The organism is Anaerolinea thermophila UNI-1, from assembly GCF_000199675.1.
Taxonomy (GTDB): domain Bacteria; phylum Chloroflexota; class Anaerolineae; order Anaerolineales; family Anaerolineaceae; genus Anaerolinea; species Anaerolinea thermophila.
The window spans coordinates 3,007,959-3,027,298 of the sequence record NC_014960.1; the positions used below are offsets into that span (position 1 = coordinate 3,007,959).

16 protein-coding genes, 2 tRNA genes and 1 pseudogene are annotated in these 19,340 nt (G+C 49.4%); 10 read left to right on the forward strand and 9 right to left on the reverse strand.

What is annotated here, in order from left to right; translation table 11 throughout:
- Positions 1-3: 3 nt before the first annotated feature.
- Positions 4-1,116: an alanine racemase gene (locus ANT_RS13580; RefSeq protein ID WP_013561105.1), complete on the reverse strand. Its 1,113-nt coding sequence runs from the start codon at positions 1,114-1,116 to the stop codon at positions 4-6.
- Between the two features lie 148 nt (positions 1,117-1,264).
- On the opposite strand from ANT_RS13580, the gene ANT_RS13585 reads away from it, so the two are divergent.
- A tRNA-Arg gene (locus tag ANT_RS13585) sits at positions 1,265-1,338 on the forward strand.
- A gap of 444 nt (positions 1,339-1,782) precedes the next feature.
- Here the strand turns inward: ANT_RS13585 and ANT_RS13590 are convergent.
- Both ANT_RS13590 and ANT_RS18030 read right to left on the reverse strand, forming a co-directional pair.
- Positions 1,783-2,184 carry a hypothetical protein gene (locus tag ANT_RS13590; RefSeq protein WP_041455055.1) on the reverse strand — a complete coding sequence of 134 codons (402 nt, stop codon included), beginning with the start codon at positions 2,182-2,184 and terminating at the stop codon, positions 1,783-1,785.
- A gap of 234 nt (positions 2,185-2,418) precedes the next feature.
- A pseudogene (locus ANT_RS18030) lies at positions 2,419-3,392 on the reverse strand (integron integrase).
- A 200-nt stretch (positions 3,393-3,592) separates the two neighbouring features.
- On the opposite strand from ANT_RS18030, the gene ANT_RS13600 reads away from it, so the two are divergent.
- Both ANT_RS13600 and ANT_RS13605 read left to right on the forward strand, forming a co-directional pair.
- A complete protein-coding gene (locus ANT_RS13600) occupies positions 3,593-4,408 on the forward strand; it encodes a CPBP family intramembrane glutamic endopeptidase (protein ID WP_013561108.1) in 816 nt (271 codons plus the stop codon).
- 311 nt (positions 4,409-4,719) lie between these two features.
- The gene (locus ANT_RS13605; RefSeq protein ID WP_013561109.1) at positions 4,720-6,573 is read left to right on the forward strand and encodes a Piwi domain-containing protein; all 1,854 of its coding nucleotides are present in this window, start codon (positions 4,720-4,722) and stop codon (positions 6,571-6,573) included.
- Here the strand turns inward: ANT_RS13605 and ANT_RS13610 are convergent.
- The 4 genes from ANT_RS13610 to ANT_RS13625 all read right to left on the reverse strand — a co-directional run bounded on the left by ANT_RS13610 (position 6,542) and on the right by ANT_RS13625 (position 9,198).
- On the reverse strand, positions 6,542-7,351 hold the full coding sequence (locus ANT_RS13610) for a transposase (protein ID WP_172634560.1): 810 nt from the start codon (positions 7,349-7,351) through the stop codon (positions 6,542-6,544). The two genes, ANT_RS13605 and ANT_RS13610, sit on opposite strands and share 32 nt — an antisense overlap.
- A gap of 49 nt (positions 7,352-7,400) precedes the next feature.
- Positions 7,401-8,192, reverse strand: coding sequence for a DNA-methyltransferase (locus ANT_RS13615; protein ID WP_013561110.1), 792 nt, complete (start codon positions 8,190-8,192; stop codon positions 7,401-7,403).
- 287 nt (positions 8,193-8,479) lie between these two features.
- On the reverse strand, positions 8,480-8,731 hold the full coding sequence (locus tag ANT_RS13620; RefSeq protein ID WP_013558915.1) for a DUF7672 family protein: 252 nt from the start codon (positions 8,729-8,731) through the stop codon (positions 8,480-8,482).
- 11 nt (positions 8,732-8,742) lie between these two features.
- Positions 8,743-9,198, reverse strand: coding sequence for a methylglyoxal synthase (locus ANT_RS13625; protein ID WP_013558916.1), 456 nt, complete (start codon positions 9,196-9,198; stop codon positions 8,743-8,745).
- 275 nt (positions 9,199-9,473) lie between these two features.
- Here ANT_RS13625 and ANT_RS13630 point away from each other — a divergent pair, with 275 nt between their 5' ends.
- From ANT_RS13630 to ANT_RS16645, 5 genes are all read left to right on the forward strand, one after another.
- Positions 9,474-10,361: a hypothetical protein gene (locus tag ANT_RS13630; protein ID WP_013558917.1), complete on the forward strand. Its 888-nt coding sequence runs from the start codon at positions 9,474-9,476 to the stop codon at positions 10,359-10,361.
- Between the two features lie 78 nt (positions 10,362-10,439).
- A complete protein-coding gene (locus ANT_RS17480; RefSeq protein WP_155818163.1) occupies positions 10,440-10,718 on the forward strand; it encodes a hypothetical protein in 279 nt (92 codons plus the stop codon).
- 229 nt (positions 10,719-10,947) lie between these two features.
- Positions 10,948-12,237 carry an amidase domain-containing protein gene (locus tag ANT_RS13635; protein WP_041455056.1) on the forward strand — a complete coding sequence of 430 codons (1,290 nt, stop codon included), beginning with the start codon at positions 10,948-10,950 and terminating at the stop codon, positions 12,235-12,237.
- A 117-nt stretch (positions 12,238-12,354) separates the two neighbouring features.
- Positions 12,355-13,503: a hypothetical protein gene (locus ANT_RS13640; protein WP_013561112.1), complete on the forward strand. Its 1,149-nt coding sequence runs from the start codon at positions 12,355-12,357 to the stop codon at positions 13,501-13,503.
- Between the two features lie 163 nt (positions 13,504-13,666).
- On the forward strand, positions 13,667-13,876 hold the full coding sequence (locus ANT_RS16645; protein ID WP_013561113.1) for a hypothetical protein: 210 nt from the start codon (positions 13,667-13,669) through the stop codon (positions 13,874-13,876).
- Positions 13,877-14,313: 437 nt separating this feature from the next.
- On the opposite strand, the gene ANT_RS13650 is transcribed toward ANT_RS16645, so the two are convergent.
- Both ANT_RS13650 and ANT_RS13655 read right to left on the reverse strand, forming a co-directional pair.
- On the reverse strand, positions 14,314-14,520 hold the full coding sequence (locus ANT_RS13650; RefSeq protein WP_013561114.1) for a hypothetical protein: 207 nt from the start codon (positions 14,518-14,520) through the stop codon (positions 14,314-14,316).
- Between the two features lie 419 nt (positions 14,521-14,939).
- Positions 14,940-15,012: transfer RNA gene (locus tag ANT_RS13655), tRNA-Asn, on the reverse strand.
- A 451-nt stretch (positions 15,013-15,463) separates the two neighbouring features.
- On the opposite strand from ANT_RS13655, the gene ANT_RS13660 reads away from it, so the two are divergent.
- On the forward strand, positions 15,464-18,172 hold the full coding sequence (locus ANT_RS13660; RefSeq protein ID WP_013561115.1) for a valine--tRNA ligase: 2,709 nt from the start codon (positions 15,464-15,466) through the stop codon (positions 18,170-18,172).
- Between the two features lie 112 nt (positions 18,173-18,284).
- Positions 18,285-19,241 carry a CPBP family intramembrane glutamic endopeptidase gene (locus tag ANT_RS13665; RefSeq protein WP_013561116.1) on the forward strand — a complete coding sequence of 319 codons (957 nt, stop codon included), beginning with the start codon at positions 18,285-18,287 and terminating at the stop codon, positions 19,239-19,241.
- Positions 19,242-19,340 lie beyond the last annotated feature (99 nt).

Here is a 19,340-nt window from a genome sequence, read left to right on the forward strand (position 1 = left end):
ATCCTAAAAGCGAGGCATCATCTCTATCCAGTTGCCGTCCAGTGTCAGGTAGCGTCCCATGGACTGCGCAGTCAGGCATGAATGTACGGGCAGGATACACACCAGATCGCCTACACGCAACTGCTCCAACTGATGGGGAAACAAGCGCAAAATGCCGTGTTCCTGCGAAAGACGGGAGACATACGCCCCGGGGAGCGGTTCGCTCCAGCGCCCATCCTTGGGCAGGGCAACCAGCCCGTAAAAACGCTGTCCTTTGGAGAGCAGATACTCTTTGGAAAGATGTACCGCCCCGCCGTAAATCACTGCCTCACCGCGGCGCGGATGCAGGGAGACCACCGGGCAGGCAAGCGCCACACCGATATTCTCCCAGGTGCAGGCGCCCAGCATCCACTGCTGGACATCATAGAAGACAAAATTTCCCGGGCGGATTTCATCCGCAGGGCGAAAGTCCTGCACAATGGAAGATGAGGGCGTATCGCCCACAGAGAGAATCAGAGACTGCGCCAGCCCCTGCTGTTCCAGAACATGGCGCAGTGACTGCAGTTTCGAGAGGCTCTGGCGATAAATCTCTTCGACCTGCGCGGGATAAGCGGCTTGATAGGTCTGCCCTGCATGGGTGAGCAAGCCATTAAGGCGCAAAGCGGGATACGCCTGGCAGGTTTTGACCAGCGCGCTGGCGGTCTCGACATCGTCCCAGGCAATTCCCGTGCGGTTGGCGCCCACATCAACCTTGATCCAAACCGCCAGCGGCGCACGGACACGCTCCCCCAGCGCTTGAACGGTCTCCACCGATTCCACCAGCACCCCCAGGCGGATGCGTTCTGCCAGATGGGCAATCTCATCCAGTTGGCGCAGGTTGACGGGAAACGCCAGAGTGATGTCGTCCCAACCGCAATCGGCAAAGTACTTCGCCATATCTACCGAGGAAACGGTAATGGCGCTCACCCCTTCTTCACGAAACCATTCCCCAATCTGACAGGACTGATGAGTCTTAAAATGCGGGCGGAAATGCACCCCGCTGGCGGCGACTTTCTGCGCCATTGCGCGTATATTCCGGCGGACAATCTGCTCATCCAGCAATAGCGTAGGTTTGCGGATCTGGTCAAAAATGGACATCCTCTCACCACCTCTATTCTGCAGGTTATCCCTGTGTAGAATTAGTTTGATTATACGCTTGAATGGAAGAGAAGAAATAGACACAAATTTAAGAGAAAAAAATCGCCCTTGACGTACATCCCGAGTCGGGTATAATATTCTCCTGCTTGCCCTCGTAGCTCAATTGGACAGAGCGTTTGCTTGCGGAGCAAAAGGCTGCAGATTCGAGTTCTGCCGAGGGCACTCTTTCTTTTAATCCCTCCTGACTTTCAGTGTACGCAAGGCTGGCAGACCCCATCGAGGGGTGGTATTCGTGTTCTGCCGAGGGCACTCTTTCTTTTAATCCCTCCTGACTTTCAGTGTACGCAAGGCTGGCAGACCCCATCGAGGGGTGGTATTCGTGTCCTGCCGAGGGCACTCTCTCTTTTAATCCCTCCTGACTTTCAGTGTACGCAAGGCTGGCAGGCCCCATCGAGGGGTGGTATTCGTGTCCTGCCGAGGGCACTCTTTCTTTTAATCCCTCCTGACTTTCAGTGTACGCAAGGCTGGCAGACCCCATCGAGGGGTGGTATTCGTGTCCTGCCGAGGGCACTCTTTCTTTTAATCCCTCCTGACTTTCAGTGTACGCAAGGCTGGCAGACCCCATCGAGGGGTGGTATTCGTGTCCTGCCGAGGGCACTCAATTTTTTAAAGTCCCCATACAAGGCCAACAGGCCCCATCGAGGGATGGTATTCGCCTTCTGCCGGGAAGCATAAGCTTCTGTTAAGCTGATGGAAGAACCTTAACATTCCAGGTTCACCGGCGAGTGGCACGAGCCTGCCGGGCTGATCTATCTCAGAGCGCGCTACCAGCGCCACTCGCCCGCCGTTGAGTTCAGCGTTCATGCGCCACTTGGCATTAGTGTCGTGCAGGCAGGTGCCGGTCTCCACCTCGACATACAGCGAACGCTGCGGGAACGACCGTCTCCGCAACGCTTTGCGCCTTTTGCCCCAGCGTTGGAAGGTCTCTCCCAAGCAATAGGGGCATTTCTTCGGCCGATTTCCTTGTTTCCGCTTGACATTTGGCAATTGCAGGACGACCATCGGCATGGCGGGCTCCTTGAGATGGCTGTGTGATAATTCCCCTCTTACTCGGGGCCTGCCTTTTTGTGTCAAAACCTACCGCCTATGTTACAGGCACCGTTGTATTGCGTATTTTTTGCCCCTTACGGGGCAAAAACGCCCGGTTTTCGTGCGTTTTGGTGTGTTTTACGCAATACAACACCTCTTGTATTGCGGGTTTCAGTGCCACATTTTGGCTATATTATCGAAAACCTTATGTGTTTATTCATCCAGTGGGCTGCGCACGGCTTTGGGGCCACGATTGAGCACATGGGTATAGATCATAGTTGTCTTTACATCTTTATGCCCTAATAATTCCTGAACAGTCCGGATGTCGTAGCCTGCTTCGAGCAGGTGAGTGGCAAAGCAATGGCGGAAGGTGTGCGGGCTGACGGGCTTGTCGATTCCCACCAATTTCGCCGCAGCTTTGACCGCCCGCTGCAACCCGCTGGGGTCCAGATGGTGACGACGCACAATTCCACTACGTGGGTCGATGGATAATCTTTCCGATGGAAAAAGATATTGCCAGCCCAATTCTTTATCTGCATTGGGGTATTTGCGGGTAAGCGCAAAAGGAAGTTCAACCGATCCGAATCCGTGGCGTAAATCTTGTTCATGAAGTTTCTTAACATAGGCGATCTGTTCCTTGAGGGGCTGAACCAGGCAGGCAACATTGTAACGCGGTCTTTTTCGCCTTTTCCTTCCCGGACAATGATCTGAGACTGCTCAAAATCGATATCTTTCACCCGCAAACGCAGGCACTCCATCAAGCGCAACCCGCATCCGTAGAGCAACTTCCCCATCAATTGATGCAGTCCCTGCATTCCTGACAGTACCCTTGCCACTTCATCTTTCGATAAGACCGTTGGCAGGTGTTCCGAGCGTTTGGCGCGCAGGATATGGATTGGAACAGGAAGATCAATTTGCAGGACGTTTCGGTATAGAAACAGCAAGGCACTGAATGCCTGATTCTGAGTAGAGGCGGATACCTGCTCCTCTTTTGCCAAATGGGTGAGGAAGGCCTCGATCTCAGCGGGGCCCATTTCGGCCGGATGGCGTTTGTTGTGATAGAGAATATAGCGCCTGACCCAGTGGACATAGGTTTTCTCAGTGCTGTAGGAATAATGCTTCAGTCGGATCGCATCGCGAAGCTGGTCGAGAAGTTTTTTGGGCTTTGGGGAGGATGGATCAGTCATAAAAACAACTTAGCCTTACGAATTTGGAATATAATAAGGATAACAATTTGTCCCCAGCAGAGGATTTGAGTTAATCAAGCACAATCGCAGTATAACATGCTTTTTTCGGTCAGTTATACGGTAAGAATGCTGTGGATCAGGAATCCGTATAATTATTAGTTGGGCGGAGTTCCGCATATCATTATTGAAGAAAGTGCAAAATGGAAGACAAGTCAATTACATATCAGAATTATAGAAATCTTGTTGTGTATTTCATTCTCGCTTACGCAATCTCGTGGACAATCGGAATTCCGCTGGCGCTAGCCAAACAAGAAATTATCCAACCCATATTCCCACAATGGTTTCATTACTTTGTGGCATACGGACCAATGATTTCTGCCTTAATTGTCACTTGGACATCTCAGGGGCAACAAGGGTTAAAAGAACTTTGGGGACGGATAATCAAATGGCGAGTTGGGGGTATTTGGTGGCTTGTAGCCTTATCCCCACTTATCATCGGTTTTCTCGTTGCTTTGGTAATGAATCTCCTTACCAACACCAAAATTTCCCTCTCCGAATTAGGAGAAATTCATTTTCTTCCCCCATTGGGAATAGGCGCACTGTTTCTTTGGTTAGTGACTTTCGGTATAGGAGAAGAAATCGGCTGGCGGGGATACGCATTGCCTCGCTTACAGAAAGATCGCAACGCACTTTATGCAACAATTATATTAGCCTTCTTCTGGGCATTATGGCATTTGCCACAATTCTTTTATTTATTCGACACTTCGATAGCCATTGGATGGGTCATCGGATTGTTTGCTGGTGCAATTGTATTCACATGGTTGTTTAATAGCGCAGAAGGTAGCATTCTTATTTTGGCAATTTGGCATGGATGCTTTAATTACATTTCAGCATCAAATGCGGGCAATGGCTTGCTTGCAGCAGTAGTAAGCACAATTGTAATGATATGGGCGATAGTAGTAGTTTTTGTTTATAAACCCACAACCCTTTCAAGCAAGGGTAAATTTGTAGTTTGATCTTGTCATATGTAAAACACTCCGCCCAACACCGCTTGCACCTGACTGGCGGGATTCTGCGGCATTTTCGGGCATTTTCTACACCCGAACAGAATCTTGCTCTCAAAGTTTTATCTACGCCCGCCCGCCAGCAGGTAAAGCAAACCGTTATGCCGCTAATACCGCAGTGTGAGCCATCAGAAGGAGAAACTGGGAATGGATACGACCACATACGTTGACGTTTTTCCTGTTATTCCTGAAGCATTGCCCAAATTATTTGCCTACGCGATTAAAGTAGTGAGCGATGATGCATCGGCGATAGGTGGGAGTTGGTGTATCGCTTACGGAATAAGTTTGGTGGGAACTGGATATGGTGCGGCGGTCAAATTGTCACAGACAAAATAGTCCCTGATGACACAATTAAAGAATTTCTGAAGCAGCTATGGACTGAGGAACCGTTGAAGGATGTACAGAGCATTACTCCCAACCCAACATGGGAGCCTTCAGCTTGGGAGCAAGGTGATTTCGCGGCTCGGGGTTTGCTCGCAAACTACCAAACAGAGATCAGGAGAGTGCTTGAACCAAAAAGACAGAATTTTGGCAAAGTCCGAACCGACCGCGATTATGCTTTGCGTGGTTGGGCAGTGAACAACGAACCAGCAGTTTCTATCGCTGTTTCGTCCAATATTTTTCACACCCAATTATTGCATGAGTTTGCTGCTACCTTGAAAAGTCCGCAAGAACTTATCGGAATAATGGTTGCTGTGGATAAAAAGGATTTTAAAGGGACAATCATCGAGATTACTGGCAACGTTCGAGAAATGCGCGAGTGGTTGCTAAGTAAATCAAGCGATGAGATGACACGTAATCTGATTAGCCACGCTCCTGATGATGAATTGACCGTCAAGATCGAAACACGTACAAGCCAGTATATCTATATCGCTAGTATGTTGCGCCCTGTCGTACGAATGGGCGATCTCAAAAAATTTGGAGTGGATCCGCGCCAAGTTTCCAAAGCCTTACGGCTTGATCCGCCAATTAGATATAGTCTTGTCCGCGAAATCGCCGCTATTGGCAAAAAGCACGGAATTCTTGCAGACAGTTTTGAGTCAAGATCACTGCCGCAAGCATTCTTGAGCTCGAGTGATGTTGGTTTTATGCCTGAATTACGCGTCGGCAACAATCAAATTCATCACGGCGAAGGGCAACGTATTTATCGAAGCTTGGAAAAATATGGCGTATTTAAACGTTCAAGCGCGTTTCCTGACAAGAATCACCCCATAAAGATCGGAATAGTTAACGCATCACCGCAGGTCGCACAACAGGCATTGATGACATTCCTGCGTGAACTTAAAGCCGCGTTAGAGAAGTTGAATTTCTCTATTCAATCGGTTGAAGTCAATGGGCAACGCCAACAAAAGATTGAGATACTTTCAAGAGCAAATTTGGAAAACGCGGTAAACTGTCTCGAGTCGGCAAAGCCTGACATTCTACTTGCTTTATTTCCTGGAAGTGCACGCTATGACGAATGGGAAGATGATGAAGAAGATAGCATGTATCACGTCTTCAAGTCGTTGACAATGCGATATGGTCTCCCAAGTCAAGTTATCTATGAAGATACATTCTCTGAACAATATGCTATGGACAATATCGTGCTGGGTATATTAGCCAAGACAGGGAATGTGCCGTTCGTTTTAGCGAAGCCGCTTCCTTACGCTGATATTGTTGTTGGGATTGATATTGCTCGCAGAGCAAAACAAAAGTTGTCAGGAACTGTGAATGCGACGGCTATCGCAAGAATCTATTTTAGCGATGGTCAATTTTTACGATACATTATCCACGATGCACCGATTGAAGGGGAGACGATACCGAGTAGTATTCTGCGTAGTCTTTTCCCTCTCAAGGAATTTCAAGGTAAACGCGTTGTGATTCACCGTGACGGACAATTTCGTGGTGGGGAAAGAGCAGCATTGAAGGAATGGGCAAAACAGATTCGGGCAGAGTTCCATTTGGTTGAAGTAATCAAATCTGGAGCGCCCCGTCTTTATCAGAGCACAGCCACCTCTGCCATAGATAGACCACCAAAGGGGTCAGCGTTTAAGGTAAGCGATACAGAAGTGCTCTGTTGCAAAGATAGGTTAGGAAGAGATACACCTAGCGGTGTATGTTGTAGACCAGTCCTTTGATAATCGGTTCTCGGTTTTGCAGGCTGCGTTTCCGCGAGCGGATGGCTTGCCCGAATTTGCGCTTGATGACCGAATTCACGGTTTCGGTCTTCCAGCGTTGACCATAGAGACCATCCAGGCGAGCCGCAGAGACAAGCTCGCTTCTTGCTCGTCGTTCAGGGGCCAGCAAATTTCCACCTCGCCGAACGGGTGGAATCAAGTCTTGAGGCCGGACAGTCCGACCATCGAACCCTGAATCGGCCAGCAAGACCCAAGCCCGACGTTTGGCAAACCGCCTGGCTTTGCGGCGCAGATAGCCCAGATAAGGGGCATCGCTACCTGGACCCCAGCCGGATTGCATCGCAAGGATGAATTGCGAGACAATTCCAACGGCATAAACGCCCTTCGCCCAGTGGCGATAGGCTTTTCCCGAACGGCTTTGGTAGTAAGAACTGGCCGGGCCGGGTGAGAAGCCGGTACTATCGGCAGCCACCCCTTCTTCTTCAGGCCGTCCGATTTCCTCGAGCAAGGTCTCGTTCATGCGCATCCAATCCGCTTTGCGTATCTTGGCGTAGGTACGTTGCAGGGTCGTATGATCGGGAACACGCGGTAATTCCAGCTCCTTACCAACCGCATCGCTTGCCAGCAGCCATTCTTCCATGTCGCGATAGCTGAGATTCAGGTAGAACATCAACAAAACACAGGCCCCCAACTGCGGCAACGTGAAGTGATGGGGACTCTTGGCATGTGAATACATCGGTAATGCTTGTTTGGCAAGCCGGTAGGCGATCCTCGCCACTCGGACGTATCTGCTTTCTCGTGTGGTCATACCGTATGTTTACCACATTTCAACCATGATTGCAACAGAGCAAATTGTAGTTATTTTTTTCCCACAGAATTTCGCCTTTCCATATCATACGTCTACTTATAAAGAAGTTGCTTATCAAATGATGCGATGGAATATAATCAGAAAACAGAGGCTGTATATTAACTGCTATTCGCCCACCAAATTTTAAAACCCGTATGCATTCATCGAAAATAGCAAATAATTTTTCAAAGTATAGATCCCATTTATGCGCATCGTCTTGCCTCTCATATTCAAGCCCAAAATTATATGGTGGAGATGTAAAAATTAGATCTATTGAGTTGTCAGGTATCTTCTTCAGAACTTCCAAACTATCCCCACAAAAAATTTGATTGGTCATTTCAGGTGGCAGTTGATTGCTGATTTTTGAAAAGTTATTGTCCTGCGCATAGTAATACTGAGACCTATTTTGTTCTTTGGCTTTTCGGTTACGGACTTTTCTTTCAATATCAAAATTAACATATTGACGTTTTCCTGATCTGATACCATAACTTCCAATTTTGCTAACCTCCTCATATATTTTTTGCAGTAATTCTCCCGCTTTACGTGAAGAGCTAGGATTATTAGCAGAAAACAAGTCATGGGCGGTGAGCATTTCAATGTTTCTTTGTAATAATTTGATATCTAATGTGTGGAAATAAAACACATATCCTATTGAATTTATTTCAACAAATGGGCGTGGATCAGGTTGTTGTGATAAGCAGTTATTAACAATATCCAAAACTTTTTTGTCTACTTCAAAATTTGTTAACTGGATGGATTTATAGTCTGCCATACTTATATTTTACCTTACCTACATAACTATCTACCGATGCATAAGAAGCACACAAGTTCTTGGGTGAAATTCTCTTGAGCACCATTATAACAATACAATGGAAAAGGCAAGTTGATTTGAAATTCAGAAAGATTCATCTTTTACCTCCCATTATATTTGATTTATTGGTCACCATTAATTCCGATTCTCAATTCTATGCCTCTAACCATATAATGTGGTAAACATTATTGTGTTTATTTTATTCCAACTCTTTTACCGCTTTTCCAGAAATTGTATACAGCCTTTTCCTACCCCGCCATTTGCCTTGCCAGCCAACCCCCTGCCCACGCCAGCCCGCCCAGCCCCAGGGGATAGACAAGGAACAGGAAGACTGCATCCTGCCAGCGCAAGGCGCGCAGGGCTGATGTCAGCCCCTGCGCCGAGACGCTTTGCAGGAAGGTGTACCACGTGGCGAGATGGAGCGCACCCGCCAGCAGATTCAGCAGGATGGCGCCCGCCAGTACAATCCACCCAACCAGAAACATCCGCAGGATGAGCATGGCGGATTCTCTCAAACTTCGCGGTGAATCTTGTGGGAGAAATCGGGCAGAATGCGCGTGTAGGGGCTTTCCATGAGCGGAGAAGAAATCAGGTAATCGGCAGTGGCGCGGTTGGATGCGGTGGGGATGTTGTACAGCACCGCCACACGCAACAACGCCTTCACGTCGGGGTCGTGGGGTTGCGGCTCCAGCGGATCCCAGAAGAAGATCAGGAAGTCAATCTTGCCTTCCACGATTCCCGAGCCGATTTGCAAATCGCCGCCCAGTGGCCCGCTTGCCAGTACGCTGACGGGCAAGCCGGTGTTTTCCATGATTAACTTTCCCGTCGAAGCCGTGGCATACAGGAAATGGCGGGCGAGTGTGCCTTTGTTGAAATCCACCCATTCCAGCAGTTCCTGTTTCATGCCATCGTGAGCAATCAGAGCGATGTGTTTTTTGGCTTGAGAAACCAGTTTGCGTTCGTGCATGTGTGCCTGCCTTTCTTGACCGTCTCTGTCACCATTATATCCATAACCCGGTAAAGAGTATTCGAATGCGGGTGAAGAAATTGTTAAGGTTTTTCACATTATTGCAAACTGAAAATGCGCCCCGGCAATGGCTCCATAGTGTTGCACTATCAGAGTTTTTAAATGTTGACAACTATTATTTTTTTTTTTATAATATAGGCAAAAGTGTTTATTACCAAACATTACCGCATTAAAGATTTCAAAGTTTATCCCTGAATATTGTGAAAGGATTCTGTATGTCCGACAAACGGTACTTCTGGATAGGAACATTGCTTCTGTTTGGAGTTCTGGTATTTCTTGTTCAACAGGAAATTGTTCGCGCCTCTGCGCTTGAAAAAGACCAGGCGCGGGATTTTGTCCAATACACGTTAGTTGAACATATTATCCCCGACGATGTAGATCTGTCCGTAGATTGGACCCGAGAATCTCCAACAGTTGACAGGCAAGAATTAGCAAAAGCCCTTGAACGGATTGAGGCTATCCCCTCGTTTCATGGCCCCGGTTGGGTGCATCGGGTGTACGTTGGTTATCAGGTACCGCCCGATCCTCCGCATCCACTCCATCCTAAGGACGGTTATCATGTTCTGGAAGAGTGGTTGTACGTCAATAAGGTTGGTGTGGTAGAGAAAATTTTGCAAACCAGTGCTGACCTGCAGGGGAATCTTTTGCAGGAGATTGCTTGTGCGGAGGAAATTTGTGGCAACCTTTCAAAAGCCGGGCTTGTGGAATTCAAGGATGAGCCTCTGACTCAGCCTTTCCAGCCATATCGTTTTAACCAGAATGAGGCTCCAGCGCTTCTTCAAGAATTATACGCTTCTAACAAGGAAACTTGGGGGTGGATGGAAGAGCGAGAGATGGGAAAAACGCTCTTTGTTGCCTCTTATGGGAAAAATACAGCCGAACAAATAAGTCAGATTCCCGGATTTGAAGGCACGTTGATTCAGTATGGGATTCTGGTAGATTCGGGGGTGCTGGCACACTTCAGCCTGTACGAGAAGAGAGATGGTGCCTTTGTCCTGAATTCTACGGATGATCTGGTGCTCTTTGAGACTCTCCCGAGTAATCCTGAAATTGAACGCAGAATTGCCTCGGCTGTAAAAATTTTGAAGGAGATAGCAGAATGAGCAGGTTTCCTTCAAAATGCTCAAAATCTTTTATTACGGCGATTTTTTTATCGCTCGTGTGTGGTTTGGTAATTGTCTATGCCAACACGGACGCAAAGCAATACAGAAGCGTTTTTAGTTTCTTCACTGCCTCCTTTCAAAGGTAGCACGCCACGTCCGCTTCAAATCAGGACAGAGCCATCTTTCCGAATCGAAAATGCTATCCATTCGGTGCTATCGCTGACACTCCTGCATTATGGTTCGGTTAGAGAGCCGCGTTTGCCAGTGACGATTCATTACAGCGATAAGATTGCAGAATTGTCACTACTTGGCATCAAACCAAAAGACTTAGAAGGAGATTTGCCGTTCTGGTTGTAATGGCAGGAAAATTTCAAGGCGTGAGCGGCATAACCAGCGCATGCACCCGACAGGCTTCGCCTCGCTGCGCTTCGCGGCGCAGGTGAAGCGCAGGCCGTTGGGTTGCTCATTCTTGCTTACTCTAATGAGCAAGAGAAAGGAAACTATAACACAACAAGCCGTAACCCCGTATCATATCTTTCATCGTGTACCACCAATCAAATCGTCAGAAATTGAAAGGAGAGCCAAAATGTCAACATCAAAATCAAGTTTTTGGAAACGGATTTACGTTGCGGCTGTCGTAATTACCACAGTTGTAATAGGTACAATTGGCGCAGTGCCTTTATCTACCGCGAGCGCATCCTCGGTTAATGAACAAACAATATCACAAGATGTCAAGATACTCCTATCAGATTACAGCATGTACCTATCTAATGGTCAAATTTTTCGCCCAGCGTACTACACAGTGGAAATGGAAAAACTAATTCAAGAAAGGCGAGCATACTATGATGAATTTTTCAATGTCGGATTACACATCAATCTACTGCAAATAAAATCCGAGTTCCTTGTTGACGAAAAGACTACTGAGAAACGAGACGGTGACACTATACACGTTCATATAACCGAAAAAGTAACTCTGCTAGGCACACCCAAAATTTCCTCTTCAAAGGAGTATCCTCTTATTCAAGCAGCCTATTGGGCAATCTCCGAAACAGATGACACAAGAGTAAAAAACGCGCTGGAGAACTTCATAGAAAATATGTCTGAAGGCGTGAATGAATCGATTCGAGATGGTGTAGAAATTGCGTTTATCGTACATCATGACATAGTCATTAAGGCAGGAGATAAAGGGCAATTTCAATTTATTAGCGACTCTTTTACGGACAAGAGCAATGATAACATTGAAGGAAATGACAATGTAGCGTGGAGTGATAATGAATTTACGAGAAGCAAACCAGACTTAACAAGGATGCCGGATTACATCATTTACAATACAACCATCGAGGAAATTGGTAAATGGTTGTTGGATGATTACTCTAGGTCTTACAGAGAGGATAGGGAGTATCTTGCAACGGAAACCTACAACCGCCAAAATGCCAGAAGTTATATAAACACATACACATCTAATCCTAACGGCAAGTATTGCCCCAACACAAGCGTTCCTCAAGACAAAACAAAATATAACCCTTACTATATTGCACAGGAACCATGTGTTGACTGTGTCAATTATGTTTCACAGGCAATTAAAGCGGGAGGATACCAAACGGATAATACTTGGAAACCATATACTTATGCTTGGATTAACACATACGGTTTGAGGGACTACTTGCTTTACACAAAAGAAGTAGGGGTATGGTATTCCAATTTAACATCCCTACAGGTTGGGGATATTGCATTTACTGGAAATTACAGCCATGTAGTGATGGTGGGTGCTGTAAGTCCGCATCGCTACAGTGGTCATACTAGCGATAGAAAAATCTATAGTTGGAATTCATCTCTAACTCGCTACATGCACATTTTAGAGATACCGGGTGGATAACTTCTAAATCGAGGTATAGGGCTTCGTTTTGAGCTTATCTGAGCAGCAAAGCGAAGCCCTGTAATCTATCGAGAAGGAAATTCAAGCAATTTGATTCAAGCATTTTGAGAGGAAAAAATGATATTCAGTAAGCGCATCAAATTACTTGGCATTACTGGCATAATCTTGCTAATCGGTATTGTTGGACTGTTGGTTCTTAAGACTATAAATTCTAGCAGTAATTCATCTCGTCCATCAATTATGCTCGCTACCATCAGAGAGAATAATGGACAAAGGCAACTTGAATTCCTTTGCGTGGAAACAAATAACTGCTTACCAAGCCTTGACATAGAGAATAAGCATTTAGAGAACCTTGCATCTTTGCATATAGGACCCACATATTACATCGAGAACAGCAATATCTTTGTTTCGTTTTGGGAAGCAAATACTCTCATGCTCAAACTTAACACCCAAACTCTTGAAACCACCTATTTCGATCTGGGTACAGATATCGATTTGGGCATATTAACCCTACCATTAAATAAAAACCTAATACTTGCCAGCAGCCGTGGAACGCTGTTAGTTGTAAACGACAATTTGCTTCCACAAAAAATCCAATTAAATTTGCAAGATTCTAACTATATCCGACAATTGGTTCACAGAAACGAAAGTGAAGTCGTTGCGCTTAATAATATTCCAATAAAAAGTGGGGATACCATTTCAGCGCAAATATTTATTGTCAACCCAAAGACAGGCGCAGTTGTGGAAAAACACTTACCAGTACCTGAATTTAAAGAATTATTTCCTGGAGAAGCCTTAATAGAAAAACAAAAATACAATTTGACAATCGCCAGTGTTAGCCCTGATTTACGGACTCTGTACTATACTTACTATTACACAGACGATGGTGAAAGTCTAAAAACAGCATTGGGAATGTTTGACACTCAAACTATGAACGATAAGGGTTTTAACTATGACATCAACTGTGTAAGCATGAACGGTTATTCTCAGTATAAAGGCTTTTTGTATTCAAGCAAACTCTACTCAGAAGGAGGAGGTGATATTGCATCACTAATAGAGATGAAATTTCTAAAACCACTAATCCCTTTAGATAGATTGCTAGGCAGACCATCCAAAGCGCTTATAACCCCATTTGGCAAGTATTTTGTACTAGGAACTAATCACCAAGTGATAGTTCTAACGCAAAATGGAACTGTCGTTGACGAATATGAGCTACCCTTAGACTGGGTGGGCAGGGATTATGTAATTGTCGAGTATAGAGAGTGACATCAAAAAAGCAACCCAACAATGGCTGTATCGGACAGGGCTTCGCCCTGGTGGTATGCAGGGGTTTGGCTGGCAGCGGCTCTGGTTGGCAATTGAGTCTTGCTCGTCCGCCCTGCCGCTAAGCCTTGCCGTTGGGCGGCTATAGGCAGTACGGAGATTTCCTATGTCGGTAAAGTCACGCGGAGCAAGTAATCAACAAGTCAGTCGTGCTGGTGAGTATTTTGTTGTTGCCGAATTGAACAAGCGCGGGGCGTTTGCCGTGCCTTTTGCTGGCAATATGCCCAAGATTGATGTCATTGCGTGCAACAGCGATGAAAGTCGCACGGTTTACATTCAGGTCAAGACTAAGCGTGGCTGGAAGACATGGCAATAAAGTATTGTCGGTAGCCAGCCGATGTCCCCCAAAGACGATGAAAACAAATTCTGGGTGTTTGTTGACTTGGGCGATACTAATACATCTCCACGCTACTGGATCGTGCCAGAATGGTGGATAAAGGATGATATCTACAAGGCACACCAAGCATATCTAAGCAAACATGGTGGAATACGCGCTAGGAATCCAGATTCGACACATCACTCGATTGATGACCGTAGGCTTGAACAAAGGAAAGATCGCTGGGATATTCTTGGTATCTTTGAGTGAGTCGTTCGCATTTCCAATGAGGTTTTAATCGCAAGGTCACCGCCCAACCCGCCGCTCCAGAGCATTGAGCATCTTCTGCTGGGCGTTCCATCCGGCAAAGGCGTTGCCTCGCTTCAGCGCTGGTTAGAAAAGCGTTAGCGGTTCGACAGGCTCAACGAGCAAGCGCACTAAGCCCACATCCACCACCCCACCGCTCCCACCACAAACCCCACATACCCAGGCATCCGCCGTTCACGGCGCAAGATCCGCCAGAGCAGATACACCACCCCCGCCCCCAGCCACGCCAGCAGGTACAGGCGCGAGTCAAAAAGCGCCAGCGCCACCAGCCCCTTCATGTCCCCGCCGGGAAACAACCCTATCAGCGCCAAGCACATCACAACCTCAATCAAATGGCTTTTGGAGCAGGATAAAATAAAAAGTCCTCTCGTCGAGGACTCGAATAGCATCCCCTCAATGGGGACCGCAGAACCTTTTTGGAGGAGTTAAATAAAAAGGCTCCTCGTCGAGGACTCGAATAGCATCCCCTCAATGGGGACCGCAGAACCTTTTTGGAGGAGTTAAATAAAAAGGCTCCTCGTCGAGGACTCGAATAGCATCCCCTCGATGGGGACCGCAGAACCTTTTTGGAGGAGTTATAAAAAGACTCCTCGTCGAGGACTCGAATAGCATCCCCTCAATGGGGACCGCAGAACCTTTTTGGAGGAGTTAAATAAAAAGGCTCCTCGTCGAGGACTCGAATAGCATCCCCTCAATGGGGACCGCAGAACCTTTTTGGAGGAGTTAAATAAAAAGGCTCCTCGTCGAGGACTCGAACCTCGAACCTAGCGGTTAACAGCCGCCCGCTCTGCCGATTGAGCTAACGAGGAATGCGCTTATATTATAGTCAAGTGCCCTGTACCGGTCAAGGTACTGGAACGAATTTTTAGAAAATTTTTAAGTCAGAATCCCCCTTTTCTTTCCCTCCCAACCCGGATATAATCAAAACACAATTGAATCACCGAGCCGCCGGAAGGAGTAGGTTCGAGGACGTCTGACAGAGAAGGAGGGCAGGGTGTGAGCCTCCGCAGATGGCACGAACTGAAGTCGTCCGGCAAGAACGCCGAAGAAACTCACCCGCACGGTGAGGAGTAGACCGGCGCGGGAAAGCCCGTTACAGCCCAACCGGATGTCGGTCCGGGAAGTGCGTTCCGCTCCAAGCGGAACGAAGCGAGGTGGTACCGCGGAAGATGCCTTTCGTCCTCAACCAAGACGAAAGGTTTTTGTTTTTACAGTCCTGGGCAAATCCAGCCCACAACTCTACAGGAAAGGGTGATTGCTATGCCAGAATCGAGCCTGCCGAAAACGTACGACTTCAAAGCCACCGAAGAGCGCATCTACGCTTGGTGGGAAAAAGAAGGATTCTTTAAACCCTCGAACGACCCCCACAAACCCAATTTTGACCCCTCTAAAAAGCCCTTCGTCATCTCCATTCCGCCGCCCAATGTGACTGGCGAACTGCATCTGGGACATGCCATGTTCGTCTCCATGGAAGATTTGATGATTCGCTACCACCGCATGAAGGGCGTCCCCACCCTGTGGGTGCCCGGCACCGACCACGCCGGCATTGCCACCCAGTTGCAGGTGGAGAAGATGCTTGCCAGTGAGGGCTTGACCCGCGACATGCTGGGACGGGAAGGCTTCCTCAAGCGCGCGTGGGAGTGGAAGAACAAGTACGGGGGCATCATCACCCGGCAGATTCGCCGTCTGGGGGCATCCTGCGACTGGGACCGTGAGCGCTTCACCCTCGATGAGGGACTCTCCCGCGCCGTGCGCGAAGCCTTTGTGCGCCTGTACGAAAAAGGCTTGATTTACCGCGGGCCGCGCATGATTAACTGGTCGCCGGGACTGCGCACCGCTGTCTCCGACCTGGAAGTGGAGTACACCCAGGAACAGGGCACGCTGTACTACTTCAAGTACATGCTGGCAGATGGGAACGGAGAATACATTCCCGTCGCTACCACCCGCCCGGAGACGATTCTGGGCGATACCGCCGTGGCGGTGCATCCTGAAGATGAGCGCTACCAGCGCTTCATCGGCAAGATGGTGGTGGTGCCCATTCTCAACCGCCACATCCCGGTGATTGCCGACCCCTACGTGGACCGCTCTTTCGGCACCGGCGGACTGAAGATTACCCCCGGACACGACCCCAACGACTACGCCATCGGCCAACGCCATGGACTGCCCATTATCAGCGTGATGGATGAAGCCGCGCGCATTAATCAGAACGGCGGACCGTACGCCGGCATGGACCGCTTTGAGTGCCGCAAGAAAATCTGGGCAGATATGCAAGCCCAGGGCTTGACCATCAAAACCGAGCCGTATCTGATGAACGTGCCGCGCTCCCAGCGCGGCGGCGAACCGGTCGAGCCGATGGTCTCCACCCAGTGGTTCGTGCGCATCCAGCCATTGGCAGAAGCCGCCCTGCAAGCCGTGCGCGATGGACGCATCAAAATCGTTCCCGAACGCTTTACCAAGGTGTACTACAACTGGTTGGAAAACATTCAAGACTGGTGCATCAGCCGTCAATTGTGGTGGGGGCACCGCATCCCCGTGTGGTACTGTGCCGACTGCAGTCAGATGACAGTGAGCCGTCAGGACCCCGACCGTTGCGCCCACTGCGGAAGCCTGCGCATCGAGCAGGACCCTGACGTGCTGGATACCTGGTTCTCGTCCGGTCTATGGCCCTTCTCCACACTGGGCTGGCCCGAAAACACCCCCGACCTGCGCTACTTCTACCCCACTTCGGTGCTGGAAACCGGCTACGACATCCTCTTCTTCTGGGTGGCGCGGATGATCATGATGGGGCTGGAATTTACCGGCGAAGTGCCCTTCCACACCGTGTACCTGCACGGCTTGATTCGCGACGAACACGGGCAAAAGATGAGCAAGAGCAAGGGCAATGTGGTGGATCCGCTCATCGTGATGAACGAGATGGGCACCGACGCTCTGCGCTTCACCCTGCTGGTGGGCTCCACCCCCGGCAACGACGTCAACCTTAGTCTGAAGAAGGTGGAAGCCAACCGCAACTTTGCCAACAAATTGTGGAACATCGGGCGCTTTGTGCTGAGCGCGCTGGATCAAGCCCCCACGCAAGCCGAAAAACCCGCCGAATGGACGCTTGCCGACTCGTGGATTTGGGCGCGCCTGCAAAACCTCATTCGCGAGGTGGAGCGCCTGTTCCAGTCCTACCAGTACGGCGAAGCCGGACGGCAGATTTATGAATTTACCTGGGGCGAGTTCGCCGACTGGTATCTGGAAATTGCCAAACAGCAACTGGCGCAGGGCGGCGACCGCGCCTACTGGACAGCCTACACCCTCACCCGCGTGCTGGACGCCTGCCTGCGCCTGCTCCACCCCTTCACCCCCTTCGTCACCGAGGAATTGTGGGGCTATCTGAAGCGCGCCTGCGAAGAGAAGCCCATCTACACCCCGGCAGGCGGCTGGGAAAAAGCCCTCATCGTGGCGCAATTCCCCGAACCGCGCCAGCCGGAAGACTGGGAAGAAGCCCGGGTGAACGAATTTACCCTGGTGCAGGAAATCGTCCGCGCCATCCGCAACCTGCGGGCGGAGAAGAAGGTCGAACCCGGACGGCGCATCCCCGCCATCCTCATCTGCGGAGAACGCCTTACCCTGCTGGAGAGCCAGCGCGAAGTGATTGCCCATCTGGCAGGCGTGGATGCCAGCCAATTCACCCTGCTGGGCGAAACCGCCGAAAAGCCCGCGCCGGCAGTCTCTCAGGTGGCGATGGGCGTGGAAATTTACCTGCCGCTTTCCGGGCTGGTGGATGCTGAAGAAGAGCGCAAACGCCTGGAAAAGGAACTTGCCGAAGCCCAGAGCCAGATCGAACGGCTGGAAAAACTGCTAAGCAGTTCCTTTGCCGAAAAAGCCCCCGCGCCGGTGGTGGAAAAAGAACGCCAGAAGTTAGCCACCTTCCGCGAAACCGCCGAGCGCCTGCGCGAAGCCATCCGGGCATTGGGCGGAGAGTAAAAAGCCCGTTAAATTGGGTACAGGGCTGTCTTTTTCAGGACAGCCCTTTTTTGTTCTGTATCTCTGGTAATCCTAATGATACAATGATACAATATGGCTTGAGGAGAATGCAATGAACGCAACCATCGACCGCAAACGCATTAGCATCTTTCTGGCATTTGCCTTTGGCATTGCCTGGTTTTTTGGTGGACTGCTCTACCTGCTGGTGGTGCGTCCCTCCGGCGGACAGGCGTTGACTCCCGTTCAGCAAACGCTCAGTTTCCTTTTGCTGGCAGTGGGCTACATGAGCGCTCCGGCGCTGGCGAATGTACTCACCCGCATCGTCACCCGCGAGGGATGGAGCAATTTGTGGCTTGCGCCGCGCTTTCAGAAAGGCTGGCTATACTGGGTGATTGCCTGGGTAGCCCCAGCTTTACTGACGCTCTTCGGGAGCGCAGTGTTTTTCCTGCTCTTCCCTCAGTACTATGACCCCAGCATGCCCATCGTGCAGGAACAATTACAGAAATCGGGGGTGACACTGCCCTTTTCTACCTGGGCATTGTTCTGGCTCCAAACCGTGCAAGCCATTCTCATCGCTCCGCTGATCAACAGCATTTTTACTTTCGGAGAAGAGTTTGGATGGCGCGCTTACCTGCTCCAGAAACTGCTTCCTTTGGGTAAACGTCGTGCCCTGTTACTGCTGGGGGTGATTTGGGGCATCTGGCACGCGCCGGTAATTGCTCAGGGACACAACTATGGCATGCAGTACGCCGGATACCCCTGGCTGGGTATTCTTGCCATGACCATTTTCACCATTGGCGCGGGATGCTTCCTGGGCTGGGCAACCCTCAAAGCCGGCAGTGTCTGGCCCGCCGTCATCGGGCATGCCGCCATCAACGGGATTGCCGGACTGGGTATGCTTCTGAGCACCGGCAGCCCCAACCCCGTACTGGGTCCCAGCGTGGCGGGATTGCTGGGCGGCATGGGCTTCCTGCTGGCAGGATTGGCTGTTCTGGTGATTCCCTGGAAGGCATCCTTGCCCGAAGAAACCACTGCCCCGGATATCCATCCCCCATCTACCCAGGCATAGCCCGAATTTCTGATCTTTTCCACAGGGACGAGCCATTTCGTCCCTGTTCGGGGTTAAAAAACAGGGAGTCTTTTGGTTTATAATTGAAAAGTATCACGT